The following is a 12842-nucleotide window of genomic DNA, read 5'->3' as shown; positions in this document are numbered from 1 at the left end:
CTGAAAGGACGATCATGGACTTCAAGGACAGCGACGCCGAAGCGAAGTATCGCGCCGCCGCGCGCGACTGGCTGGACGCGAACATCGCCGAGCATGACGCCGGCCATTATCCCGACGACATGGCCAAGTCGAAGGCGTGGCAGGCGCGGAAAGCGGCGGGCGGCTACGCGTGCATCACCTGGCCGCAGGAATGGGGCGGCGGCGGCGGCACCCCGATCGAAAGCGTAATCTTCGGCCAGGAAGAGGCAAAACACGCGGTCGACGGCAGCTATTTCACGATCGGGCTTGGCATGTGCGTGCCGACCGTGATGGCCTATGCCGACGACGCTACCAAGCGGCGGTTCGTCGGCCCCGCGGTGCGCGGCGACGAGATCTGGTCGCAGCTCTTCTCCGAACCCGCCGGCGGCTCCGACGTCGCCGCGATCCGCACGCGTGCCGTCCGAGATGGCGACGACTGGGTCATCAACGGCCAGAAGGTCTGGACCTCTGGCGCGCATTACAGCGACTACGGCATCGTCCTCGTCCGCACCAACCCCGACGTGCCGAAGCACCAGGGCCTGACGATGTTCTGGCTCGATCTGAAGGCGCCCGGCATCGAGATCCGGCCGATCCACCAGATGTCCGGCGGGTCGAGCTTCAACGAAGTCTGGTTCGAGGACGTCCGGATATCCGACGCGCAGCGCCTCGGACCCGTCGACGGCGGCTGGAAGGTCGCGCTGTTCACGCTGATGAACGAACGCCTCGCGATCGGCACGAGCGGCGGCGTCGGCCCCGAGGACATCCTCGCCTTCGCCGCCCAGGCCAACGGCGCAGACGGCCCGCTGCTCAAGGACGCAGCGTTCCGCCAGACGCTCGCCGACTGGTGGGTGCAATCGGAGGGCCTGCGCAACACGCGGATGCGGACGATCACCGCGCTGTCGAAGGGCCAGGTGCCCGGCCCGGAAAGCTCTATCGGCAAGATCGTCGCCGCCAACCAGCTCCAGGCGATCGGCAACACCGCGGTCGAGGCCGGCGATCAATACGGGATCATCGCCGACCCTGCGCTCACCCCGCTGAAAGGCGCGTTCCACGCCGCGACGATGTGGGCGCCGGGCTTGCGCATCGCGGGCGGCACCGACGAGATCCTCAAGAACATCATCGCCGAACGCGTCCTAGGCCTCCCCGGCGAAATCCGCGTCGACAAGGATCAGCCGTTCCGGGATTTGCCAGTCGGGGCGTGATCCAATCATCTTCCAGCGCAACAGATTGCATATATTGCCAATATCGGCACGCCATTGAAAACTCATGACTTGTGCATGAATTGGTCATTCCGTAATGCTTACCTATGAAACGGCAAGATTATTACGCATTCATTGTTATTGCTGGGCTAACGAGCGGAATGGGTGCAGCCTCAGTAAATATAGCAGCAAGATTCACTAATGACCCTGGAGACATCCTTGGTTTTTTTGGAGGAGCTATCGGCGCTGGAGCAGCGGTTATCGGCGCGGTCTATCTCGAGCGCTTTAAATCACGGGAAAGTGAGAAAATCGAACGCACGAAGCTCAAACGTGATGTGATTCGTTTCGGAAAATTATGTCGAGCTTTTTTGGAAGGCTCCAACAAGTCGCCGCTGGTTGGCCAAGCACTTTCTATTAGCCAAGCTTGGGCTTCGATAGTTAAGAGACATGGTGCGACAAGCAGTATCGACGGCCATTTTCTCTCACCCGTTGATGCCATATCCTATTGGTATGAGCCAGCATCAAAGTGCATCAACAAGCTGGTAAATGCCCATCAAAATAATACCTTGGAGTTTGCTCAGTCAAAAAAAGAGGTTGATGGTTTTATACGGCCTATGCATACCCTAATTTACTATTTACTTACTGAGGTCGATGAATGGAAATCTGACGAGGCAGCAAGCGTCGGTGAACCCGCTGCGATTTCCGAATTGAATATTTGATAAATGTAAGTGATTTTTGATTGGCAGACCTCCCGTTTTTTTCGAATTCAATAATGTAGTTCACGAGCGATCTGTCTAAGGAAAGTATGGTTGAAGATAATCTTTTACGACTATGGTGGTTGAAGGATACCCGATGACCGATATGCGCACTATCCTCACCGCCCAACGTGACGCGTTCATGGCAGAGATGCCGGTCACAAAAGCCGTGCGCCTCGACCGGCTCAAGCGCGCGGCGGCGATGGTGCGGGATAACGCGGCGCGGTTCTGCGACGCGGTGTCGGAGGATTTCGGACATCGCAGCGCTGAGCAGACGATGATGACCGATATTGGCGCGTCGCTTGCACCAATCGCGCATGCTGCCAAGCATCTCGACCGCTGGATGAAGCGCGACCGCCGCCCGGTGCAGTTTCCGCTCGGACTGCTGGGTGCGAAGGCGTGGGTCGAGTACCAGCCCAAGGGCGTGATCGGCATTATCGCGCCGTGGAATTTCCCGGTTAACCTCCTGGTTGCGCCGCTTGCGGGGGTGTTCGCGGCCGGCAACCGCGCGATGGCGAAGACGAGCGAATACACGCCCGCCACCGCCGCGCTGTTCGAGGAACTCGCCGCTCGCTATTTCGCGCAGGACGAACTCGCTATCGTCTCGGGCGATGCGGAGGTCGGCAAGGCGTTCTCCGCGCTCCCGTTCGACCATCTGATCTTCACCGGCGCGACTGCGATCGGCCGCCACATCCTCCACGCCGCGGCCGACAATCTGACGCCGGTCACGCTCGAACTCGGCGGCAAGTCGCCCGTCATCCTCGGTGCATCGGCGGATATCGCGCACGCGACCGAGCGCGTGACGCTCGGCAAGATGATGAACGCGGGGCAGATCTGCCTCGCGCCCGATTACATGCTGGTGCCCTCGGCCGACGAGGCCAAGGTGGTCGACGGCATCAAGGCGGCGGCGAGCGCGATGTACCCCACACTGCTGGCCAACGCCGACTACACCTCGGTCGTCAACGATCGCCACCACCAGCGCCTCACCGACTGGATCGCCGACGCCCGCGCGAAAGGCGCGACGGTCGAGGTCGTGAACCCCGCCAACGAGGATTTCGGCGCCGCCAATTCGCGGAAGATGCCGCTGCATATCGTCCGCGATGCGACCGACGACATGATCGTGATGCAGGAAGAGATTTTCGGCCCCGTGCTGCCGATCCGCCGCTACGACGGCATTGACGACGCGATCGCGCAGGTGAACCGCCGCGACCGGCCGCTCGGGCTGTATTATTTCGGCAGCGACGAGGCGGAGCGGCGCCGCGTGCTCGACCGGACGATCTCGGGCGGGGTGACGCTCGATGACGTGGTCTTCCACGTCTCGATGGAGGATCTCCCCTTTGGTGGCAGCGGACCTTCGGGCATGGGGGCGTATCACGGGATCGACGGTTTCCGCACGTTCAGCCATGCGCGCGCGGTCTACAAGCAATCGAAGCTCGACGTCGCCAAGCTGGCCGGGTTGAAACCGCCTTATGGGGCTGCTGCGGCGAAGACGATCGCGCGGATGATGCGGGGGTGATCCTCACGCGTACCCTCGCCCTTCGCTCGGCTAAATAGCGGCGGGCCCCTTCCCTCTCCCCGCTGGGAGAGGGAGATTGGGTCGCTGCCGTAACAATATCGCTGTCGTCGCGGAATCGTCTTCGATCTGTCGCCGACGCGTCACGAGGATCGGCAATGGGCCGCTGAGCGCCGTCGCGCTTCAGGGGACATCATGCAGACCATATCGTCGCTTTTCGCCGGTGTCGCACTCGCGGCGCTCGCCACGCCTGCCGCTTTTGCCCAGACCGTGCCGGAGTCCGCGCCGGCAACGCCGGTAGCCGCGCCAACAGAGGTCCAGGCTGATCCTGCACCCGAGACGCCCGCCGACATCGTCGTGCTCGGCTTCGGCCAGAGCCGCCAGGTGCAGAGCGTCAGCGCGGTCGATCTCGCGCGGCTCACGCCCGGTTCGAGCCCGTTGAAGGCGATCCAGAAGCTTCCCGGTGTCAATTTCCAGGCGTCAGACCCGTTCGGTGCGTATGAATGGGCGGTCCGTATTTCCTTGCGCGGGTTCAACCAGAACCAGCTCGGCTTCACGCTCGACGGCGTGCCGCTCGGCGACATGAGTTACGGCAACGTCAACGGCCTGCACATCAGCCGCGCGATCATCTCGGAGAACGTCGCACGCACCGAAGTCGCGCAGGGTGCCGGCGCGCTCGGCACCGCCTCGACCAGCAATCTCGGTGGCACGATCCAGTTCTTCAGCGACAAGCCGCGCGATACCGCCAACGTCACCGGCGGTGGCACGTACGGTTCGGACAACACCTATCGCGGCTATGCCCGGCTCGACAGCGGCGATCTCGGCGGCGGATTGAAGGGGTATCTGAGCTACGGCTACCTCACCACCGACAAGTGGAAGGGCGACGGCGTCCAGCGTCAGCATCAGGCGAATGGCAAGATCGTCAAGGATCTGGGCGCATTCGGGAGCCTGTCGGCGTTTCTGAACTTCTCCGATCGTCGCGAGCAGGATTACCAGGATCTGAGCTACGACATCATCCGTCGCCGTGGCCTGCGCAACGACAACATCGCCGGCAACTACCCGCTCGCGCTGCAGATCGGGAAAACCTACCAGAACCAGGCAGCGCTCGCGAGCTATACCAAGGCGAACAACGGCTCGTCGGTCGGCTTCGTCGCACCGTGGGCCGGGGTCGGCACGACCTTTCCGACCGGGTTCGGTACGGTCGACGACGCCTATTTCGATGCCGGCGGCGTGCGGCGCGATTACCTCGGCGGCGTCACGCTCAACGCGAACCTGACGCCCGAACTGACGATGGTCACGACCGGCTATTATCACGACAACAAGGGGCAAGGATCGTGGATCACGCCCTATTCGCAGACCCCGGCGGGTGCGCTCAACCAGGACGGCAGTGCGATCTCCGCGACCAGCCCGCTGAGCTTCCGGACGACGGAATACAGCATCAAGCGTGGCGGTGCGCTCAGCAACATCGCGTATGAGACGGGGGCGAACACCGTCGAGGTCGGCGGCTGGCTGGAGACCAACACCTTCACGCAGGCCCGGCGCTTCTACGGGATGACCGACAGTGCGACGCCGAACCGCGACGTGCTCGAGTTCCAGAAGAACCCCTATGCGACGCAGTGGGACGGCAAATACGGCACCGACACGATGCAGTATCATGTCGAGGATACGCTGAAGCTGGCGGGCGATCGGCTGATCGTCAACGCCGGGTGGAAGGGCGCCTATGTCGTCAACAGCGCGACGATGCTGCCCGATACGACCTCCCCGCTCGCAGTCGGCCGTATCTCGGCGAAGGACTGGTTCCAACCACAGGCCGGCATCCTGTTCAAGCTGACCCCCGCCGCGGAAATCTTCGCAGACTATACCGAGAACATGCGCGCATTCGTCTCGTCGGCGACGACCGGGCCGTTCGCCGCGACGCAGGCGGGCTTCAACGCCGTCCGCGGACGTCTCAAGCCCGAGCGCTCGAAGACCGCGGAAGGCGGTGTCCGCCTGCACAGCGGACCGTTCCAGGCGTCGGCTGTCGGCTATTATGTCGACTTCTCGAACCGGCTGCTGGCGTTCGCAAACGGCGTCGGCATCCTCGGCAATGCGCCGACGCTCAACAACGCGGGCAGCGTGCGGACCTACGGTGCCGAGGTCTCGGCGAACTACCGCGTGTTCCGCCCGCTCTCGCTGTTCGCGAGCTATTCCTACACCAACGCGGAATATCAGGACACCGTCACCGACGCCTCGGGCTCGGTCCAGGTCCGCAAGGGCGATACCGTCGTCGATACGCCCAAGCACATGATCAAGGGCGAGATCGTGCTCGAACAGTCGGGCTTCACCGGGCGGGTCGGCGCGGATTACATGAGCAAGCGCTACTTCACCTATCTCAACGACCAGTCGGTACCTGGGCGCGTGCTGGTCGACGCGAGCATCGGCTATCGGTTCGAGGGCGATGGCCCGCTGCACGGCGTCGCGATCGAGGGCAGCGTCACCAACCTGACCGACAAGAAATATATCGCGACGATCGGCTCGAACGGCTTCACCGCGAGCGGTGACAACCAGACGCTGCTCGCCGGGGCACCGCGGCAGTTCTTCGTGTCGTTGAAGAAGGGCTTCTGACGTCCGAAAGGATATCGGACCGGGATAAATTCGCCCGGTCCGATATCACTCGACGGCGCGAAGCCTCGGGCGGCCGGGTGGCGACTGGCGCAGCAGCTCGTCGACCCGCGCGGCAAGGTCGGTCTGGCGAAACGGCTTCGATAGTCGGCTGACCCCCTCGGGCACGTCTTCGCCCGCTGCCGCGTAGCCAGTCACGAGCAACGCCGGGATACGATTGCCTGACGACCATAATTCGGTGATGAGCTGTCCGCCGGTCATCCCCGGCATCAGATAGTCGCTGACCAGAATATCCGCATCGACGCCTGAGCGGATCGCCGACAAGGCCTGGCTGGCGGACGACACCTCGACCACGACATAGCCGATATCGCGCAGCATATCTGCGGTCGCCGCGCGCACGAGATCCTCGTCGTCGACCAGCAAAACCTTGGCGGCACGCTGCGCGATGACGGGCTCGGCGGTGTTCTCGACGGTATCGGTCGCGACTTCATCGGTGGCCGGCAGCCACAGCTCGACCGTCGTGCCTGAACCCGGTTCGCTGGTCAGGCGCAGCGTGCCGCCCGATTGCGCAGCGAGGCCGTGAACCATCGACAGGCCGAGCCCGGTGCCCTTGCCGACGCCCTTGGTGGAGAAGAACGGCTCGGTGGCGCGGGCCAGCGTCGCGCGGTCCATGCCGACGCCGGTGTCGATCGCCGCGATCCGGACATAATGGTCCGGTGCGAGGCCGACGACGTTGCGCTCGTCGACGACGACCTCGCTGACCGTCAACGTCAGCTTGCCGCCGCCCGGCATCGCATCGCGCGCGTTGATCGCCAGATTGAGCAGGGCGAGTTCGAGCTGATTGGGATCGACGCGTGCCGACGACAACTGCCGTGGAATCTCGATCGTTACCGCGATCGACGGCCCGAGCGATCGCCGCATCAGGTCGACCAGTCCGTCGATTAGCGCGCCGATATCGACCGCGCGCGGTTGCAAGGCCTGCCGCCGCGCGAACGCAAGCAGCCGTTGAGTCAACGTCGCCGCGCGCTCCGCCGCCTGCAACGCGCCACCGATCATCCGCTGCGTGCGTTCGTCATCCTTGTGACGGCGCCGCAACAGATCGAGGCTGCCGACGATCGGTGTCAGCAGATTGTTGAAATCATGCGCGACGCCGCCGGTCAGCTGGCCGATCGCATCCATCTTCTGTGCCTGCGCCAGTTGCGCATCGGCTTCCTTGCGATCGGTGACGTCGGAGACCACGCCGGTCATTCGCGCCGCCTTGCCCGCATCGTCATACTGCACCCGCCCCTTTGCGACGAGCCAGCGCGATTCGCCATCCGCCGCGTCGATGCGGTATTCGACGTCGATCACGCCGGTTTTCGTGGCTTCGGTCATCGCGCGCGTGACGATGCCGCGTTGCTTGACGTCGATATGACTGAGGAACGTTTCCAGGTTCCAGTCCGCCTTGCCCTCGGGATACCCATAAATGGCATCGTGTCGCAGCGTTCGGCGGGACTCGCCGGTCGTCAGGTCGATGTCCCAGCTGCCCATTCCCGCGGCCTCGAGCGCGATCTCCAGGCTTTCGCGTGCGGTCCGTAATTCGCTGGTCCGATCCAGCACGGCGCGTTCGAGCGTCACGGCCACGTCGCGCAACTCATACTGCCGTCGCCGCGCCGTCAGCGCCGACCGGATCGCGCCCAGCATCGCCTCGGCGTGCAGCGGCCGTTCGAGCAGCAGGACGTTGCCAAGATCGGCGAGCCGCTGCGTGGCACGCGCGGTGCGCGGCGTCCGTGTCCCGTTCGCCAGCACCACGAACTGGATATCCGCCCAATTGGGTTGCGCCGAGACCCATTCGGCGAGCGGCGCGACCTCTTCGGTCACCAGCGCTTCCTCGGTGAGCATCACTGCTGCGGCGCCCCTGGTGAGTTCGACGAGCAACTCCGCCTGGTCGTGACAGACGAATGCGACGATGTCGTTCCTGCCGAGCAGATCCGCCGCGATCGCCGAATCGCGCCCGCGCGGCGCCAGGATCAGGACCCGATCGTCCATCTCAGCCGCGCGAGTCCCGTATCCCCAACCGGCTTTCCATCAACGTCTTTCCTTCGCCGGAGAATGTCGGGACGCCGGTCAATACGCCCTGGAATTCGCGAAGGGGCTCGCCGACCAGCAATCCGTTGCTACCGATCTGAAACTCCCGGATCGTCCGTTCGTGCCGTGCGGTGCGCGTCTTGATCACCGAAATCGCCTGGCGCACCTCGCCATGCGCCTCGAAATAGCGGAGCTGGACGATGGTATCCGAGAGATAACTCAGGTCGACATCGGACCGGACGTCGCCGGTAATGCCGTGCAGGCCGAGGATCAGCAGGCTGACGATCCCCTTCTGGCCAAGATACGTCAGCATCTCGTGCATCTGCAGGATCAGGAACTGCTCGTTGGGCATCGCCTGGAGATAGGCGTTGAGGCTGTCGATCACGACGACCTTGGCACCATGTTCCTCGACAGCGGCGCGTACTGCACCCGAGAATTCCCCCGGCGACATCTCGGCGGGATCGATCGCCCGCAGTTCGAGCTGGCCGTTGTCGACATACGGCATCAGATCCATGCCCAATGACGCGCTCCGCTTCAGCAGCGTGGGGAGACGTTCGTCGAACAGGAAATACGCCGCCCGCTCGCCGCGCTTCAGGGCCGCGATCATCGACTGGACCGACGCCGTCGTCTTGCCGACGCCGGCCGGGCCGGTCAGCAACGTCGCGGTGCCGGGGATCAGGCCGCCGCCGAGCAACGTGTCGAGCTCCACCGAGCCGGTCGAGACGGCGTCGTCCGAATATTTCATGACGTGTTCGGACGCGATCAGGCGCGGATAGACGCACAGCCCGCCGCGCTCGATCTCGAAGTCGTGATAGCCGCCGCGATATCGGACGCCGCGCATCTTCACGACGTGGAGGCGGCGGCGTTGCGCGCCGAATCCGGACAAGGTCTGTTCGAGCGAGACGACGCCGTGCGCGATGCTGTGCAGCTGGAGATCGTTGCCCGAGCCGCTCTTGTCGTCGAGGAACAGCACGGTGCAGGCGCGCGTCGAGAAGAAGTGCTTGAGCGCCAGGATCTGGCGACGATAGCGGATCGGGCTCTGCGCGAGCAGGCGGAGTTCGGACAGGCTGTCGATGACGACGCGCTTGGGCCGAAGCTCGTCGACCTTTGCCATCACCGAGCGGATCGTTTCGCCGAGCTCGACCTCGCTCGGGTGGAGCAGCGTCTGTTCGTGATCCTCGCCAAAGCCGTCGGCGGGGACCATCTCGAACAGGCTGAGCGAATCCAGCGACCAGCCATGGGTTTCCGCCACCGCGCGCAGCTCGACCTCGGTCTCCGCGAGCGTGATGTACAGCCCGGCTTCGCCGACCGCCGCACCGGCCAGCAGGAAGCCCAGCCCGAGCGTGGTCTTGCCGGTGCCCGGCGTGCCTTCGATCAGATACATCCGGTCCGGCGTCAGTCCGCCGTTGAGGATATTGTCGAGACCCGCGATTCCAGTCCGGGCGAGCGCCGGCAATTGTCCGTCTTTTGCCAACGCGGCCGTCCTCTCGTGGATCGAGCGCACCCCCGCGGGATACGACCTGTTATCTGCGTCTTAGGGGATAAGCCGCCAATCGCATAGCCTTGCGCGTGAAGGCACTGCCGCGCGACCTTGCGGGGGCGTGGTGAACCGTGACACAGCACGCCACCGTCACGATCGAGGACCCCATGCCGCTCAAGCACTCGTTTCCGCCGGTCGCCGACGACGATGCGCGCGTGCTGGTCCTGGGGAGCCTGCCGGGCGACCGCTCGCTCGCCGCGCAACGCTATTACGCGCATCCCCAGAACCAGTTCTGGCAGCTGATGTCGCCGGTCGTCGGCCATGATCTCGTCGCGCTCGCTTATGACGATCGGCTCGCGGCGTTGCGGACGAGCGGGGTCGCCTTATGGGACGTGGTGGGCTCCGCGCGCCGGGCGGGCAGCAGCGATGCGGCGATCGTCGATATCGCGGGGAACGACATTGCCGGGCTGGCCAGGCGACTGCCCCGGTTGCGCGCGATCGCATTCAACGGCGGAACCGCGTTGAAGCTGGGGCTGAAACTGCTCAGGCGGGATGCCGGCCGTGCAGACGCGGCGGGGCCGGCGATCGTCGCGTTGCCGTCTAGCAGTCCGCTTCACACGGTCGGACTGGCGGCGAAGCAACCGGCTTGGGATCGTCTCGCGGCGTTCTTGTTCGACCCGCCGGGGGCGCGCCGCTAGGAGCGAAGCGAAGGCCGGACCGGCGCTTGCATTTTTACAAGACTGGCGAAGTTTGACGCGCTGCGGCAAGGGCGGTGGATGTCGATCGAAACGCTCATCGCCCAATATGGTCTTGCCGCGATCTTCGTCGGAGCGGGACTGGAGGGCGAGACCTCGGTCGTGACCGGCGGGCTGCTCGCGCACGAGGGCCTGTTGTCGCTGGGCGGTACCGCGCTGGCGGCCGTGGTCGGATCGTTCGCCGCCGACCAGATCTTCTTCTTCGCGGGCCGGCGCTACCGCGACACCGCGCGGGTCCGCAGGATCGCGGCGAAACCGGCCTTCGCCAAGGCGCTGGATACGCTCGACCGGCACCCCACGGTCTTCATCCTCAGCTTCCGCTTTCTGTACGGGCTGCGCACGATCAGCCCGATCGCGATCGGCACGTCGCACGTGCCTGCGCGGACCTTCGTCGTGCTCAACGCGATCTCCGCGGCGGTGTGGGGCGTATTGTTTACCGGCATCGGTTATCTGTTCGGCCATAGCCTGATCGAGGCGATCGACGCGGTGATGCCGCGGCACAAGCTGCTCGCCATCGTCGCGATCATCGCGCTGGTCGCGCTGGTGATGACCACGATCCGGTACTGGCGTCGGCGTCGATCGAACGCCGCCCGCCAACCCGAGGCGGAGCGGATCCGTTCGGCCGCGTCGACCGACGCCTCCGAACGGACCTGAAGCTCAGGCGATCTTTTCGAGCGGCTGGTCCGGACGATCGGCGTGCGTGCGGAAGCGGGCTGCGGTGGCCTGGGTGTAGGGCTTGGTCATCACCGTCGACACCGTGATCGAGTCCGCGGTCGCGTGTTCGGGCGTCAGCGTCAGGAGCGTGAAGCCCTTCCCGTCCTGATCGCAAAAGCGGACTTCGCCCTTGTTGGCGTCGGCGATCAGGCTGCCGATGCCGGGAAGCAACGAACCATAGGACGGGCTGGTAATCGCGGTGCAGCCGAACTCCGCCGCGACCAGCTTGCCCGACGCATCGTGCAGGTCGTTCGCCCAGGCCGCGTGGCTGTCGCCGGACAGCACGATCGGCCGCGACTTGGCGCGTTGGAACGCTGCATAAAGGCGTTCGCGGGCGGGCGGATAGCCGTCCCAACTGTCGAACCCGAACGGCAGGCCGGCGCGGTACGAGGCGATGCTCGCCATCAGTCGCTCGCGCCAAATCGCCGGGAGCTTCGCCATCGTCTCGGCGAATTTCACCGGGCCGAGCTGCCGCTCCATATCGGGGCCGGCGACCTTGGCCATCACCACCTGATTGCCGAGCACCTGCCACGGCTTGCCCGCCGCAACCGAGGTCGCCATCGTCTTCTCGACCCAGGCAAGCTGCGCCGGGCCGAGCAGTTCGCGGTCCGTCCGCGCGCGCTCCGCCAGCATCGCCGCGTATTCGGCGGGCGTGATCTCCTCACCCTTCGACACGACCTGATGACTGCGTGCGAGCAGACGCGTCTCGACCATCACCAACGTCGCGAGATCGCCGAAATCGAAGCTGCGGTTGATCGCCGCCCAGGGCTGGCCGGGCTTGGGATCGCGGATCGGCATCCATTCGAAATAGGCCTGCATCGCCGCCGCCTTGCGCGCATCCCAGTCGCCTTCGGTCTTGGGATCGTGGTTCTCGGCGCCGTGCATCCAGTCGTCGTTGGCGACCTCGTGATCGTCCCAGACGCAGATGAACGCGGCGCGGGCGTGCGCCGCCTGCATGTCGGCATCGCGCTTCACCTGCGCGTGGCGCATGCGGTAGTCGGCGAGGCTGACGATCTCGTGGCGCGGCTCGACGAGGCGGCCGATCTTCTTGGCGATGTCCGCACCATAGCCGTCGACGCCGTATTCGTAGATGTAATCGCCGAGATGCAGCACCGCGTCGAGCCGGTCGAGCTTGGCGATCGCGTCATAGGCGTTGAACAGTCCGCCCGCGTAGAGCTGGCACGAGACGACGGCCATGACGACGTCGGCGATCTTGCCCTTGGGCACGGTGCGGAACCGGCCGACCGGCGAGCGCGTGCCGTCCGCGGCGTCGAACCAATAGCGATATTCGCGGCCCGGCTGGAGCCCGGTCGCCTCGACCTTTGCGGTGAAATCGCGGGCCGCGCGGGCCTTCACACTGCCCGACCGGAGGGGCTTGCCGCCTTCCGTCTCGGCGACATGCCATGTCAGCGCGATATCGCCGGCCTGGGCGTCGTCGGCGGGCGTCGCACGGGTCCAGAGGATCGCGCCGTCGACTGCGGGATCGCCACTTGCGACGCCGTGATCGAAGCGGCTCTTGACCGCACGCGCGGCCTGCGTCGCGACCGCGGGTAGCGCCAGCGTCGCGCCCGAGCCGGCGAGTTTCAGGGCATTCTTCAGGGCGTCGCGGCGGTTGATCGTCATCGGCTGAGGCTTTCGTAGCGGTGTCGTCCGGCTGCTAGCGACGATCCAAGACAGCGCGGTGGCAACGATGTGACACCGTCGTTACGGAACCGTCATCTTCGTTTCATCATCACGACG

Annotated in this window: 9 protein-coding genes; 6 read left to right on the top strand and 3 right to left on the bottom strand. The window is 64.9% G+C overall.

The features are described 5' to 3' along the window. Positions 1-14: 14 nt before the first annotated feature. From NLI89_RS02240 to NLI89_RS02225, 4 genes are all read left to right on the top strand, one after another. Positions 15-1220, top strand: coding sequence for an acyl-CoA dehydrogenase family protein (locus NLI89_RS02240; protein WP_254685520.1), 1206 nt, complete (start codon positions 15-17; stop codon positions 1218-1220). A 104-nt stretch (positions 1221-1324) separates the two neighbouring features. Further along, positions 1325-1936, top strand: coding sequence for a hypothetical protein (locus NLI89_RS02235; protein WP_254685519.1), 612 nt, complete (start codon positions 1325-1327; stop codon positions 1934-1936). Positions 1937-2078: 142 nt separating this feature from the next. Further along, positions 2079-3488, top strand: a complete 1410-nt coding sequence (locus tag NLI89_RS02230) for a coniferyl aldehyde dehydrogenase (protein ID WP_439144462.1) — start codon at positions 2079-2081, stop codon at positions 3486-3488. A 192-nt stretch (positions 3489-3680) separates the two neighbouring features. After that, positions 3681-6089: a TonB-dependent receptor gene (locus NLI89_RS02225; RefSeq protein WP_254685517.1), complete on the top strand. Its 2409-nt coding sequence runs from the start codon at positions 3681-3683 to the stop codon at positions 6087-6089. A gap of 45 nt (positions 6090-6134) precedes the next feature. Here the strand turns inward: NLI89_RS02225 and NLI89_RS02220 are convergent, their stop codons facing one another. Further along, positions 6135-8114, bottom strand: coding sequence for a PAS domain-containing hybrid sensor histidine kinase/response regulator (locus NLI89_RS02220; protein WP_254685516.1), 1980 nt, complete (start codon positions 8112-8114; stop codon positions 6135-6137). 1 nt (position 8115) lies between these two features. After that, on the bottom strand, positions 8116-9627 hold the full coding sequence (locus tag NLI89_RS02215) for an ATPase domain-containing protein (RefSeq protein WP_302675569.1): 1512 nt from the start codon (positions 9625-9627) through the stop codon (positions 8116-8118). 137 nt (positions 9628-9764) lie between these two features. Here NLI89_RS02215 and NLI89_RS02210 point away from each other — a divergent pair, with 137 nt between their 5' ends. Both NLI89_RS02210 and NLI89_RS02205 read left to right on the top strand, forming a co-directional pair. Beyond that, on the top strand, positions 9765-10331 hold the full coding sequence (locus NLI89_RS02210) for a DNA-deoxyinosine glycosylase (protein ID WP_254685515.1): 567 nt from the start codon (positions 9765-9767) through the stop codon (positions 10329-10331). A 78-nt stretch (positions 10332-10409) separates the two neighbouring features. Next, positions 10410-11042, top strand: coding sequence for a DedA family protein (locus NLI89_RS02205; RefSeq protein WP_254685514.1), 633 nt, complete (start codon positions 10410-10412; stop codon positions 11040-11042). A 3-nt stretch (positions 11043-11045) separates the two neighbouring features. Here the strand turns inward: NLI89_RS02205 and NLI89_RS02200 are convergent, their stop codons facing one another. Further along, a complete protein-coding gene (locus tag NLI89_RS02200; RefSeq protein WP_254685513.1) occupies positions 11046-12725 on the bottom strand; it encodes an alkaline phosphatase D family protein in 1680 nt (559 codons plus the stop codon). Positions 12726-12842: the final 117 nt, after the last annotated feature.

This window comes from Sphingomonas faeni, from assembly GCF_024273235.1.
Classification (GTDB): Bacteria; Pseudomonadota; Alphaproteobacteria; order Sphingomonadales; family Sphingomonadaceae; genus Sphingomonas; species Sphingomonas faeni_A.
This window is presented reverse-complemented; position numbering and strand designations above follow the sequence as displayed.

Excerpts from the sequence above, each read along its gene's own strand:
- NLI89_RS02240 (WP_254685520.1), top strand. The coding sequence starts at position 15 with ATGGACTTCAAGGACAGCGACGCCGAAGCGAAGTATCGCGCCGCCGCG.
- NLI89_RS02235 (WP_254685519.1), top strand. The coding sequence starts at position 1,325 with ATGAAACGGCAAGATTATTACGCATTCATTGTTATTGCTGGGCTAACG.
- NLI89_RS02230 (WP_439144462.1), top strand. The coding sequence starts at position 2,079 with ATGCGCACTATCCTCACCGCCCAACGTGACGCGTTCATGGCAGAGATG.
- NLI89_RS02225 (WP_254685517.1), top strand. The coding sequence starts at position 3,681 with ATGCAGACCATATCGTCGCTTTTCGCCGGTGTCGCACTCGCGGCGCTC.
- NLI89_RS02220 (WP_254685516.1), bottom strand. The coding sequence starts at position 8,114 with ATGGACGATCGGGTCCTGATCCTGGCGCCGCGCGGGCGCGATTCGGCG.
- NLI89_RS02205 (WP_254685514.1), top strand. The coding sequence starts at position 10,410 with ATGTCGATCGAAACGCTCATCGCCCAATATGGTCTTGCCGCGATCTTC.
- NLI89_RS02200 (WP_254685513.1), bottom strand. The coding sequence starts at position 12,725 with ATGACGATCAACCGCCGCGACGCCCTGAAGAATGCCCTGAAACTCGCC.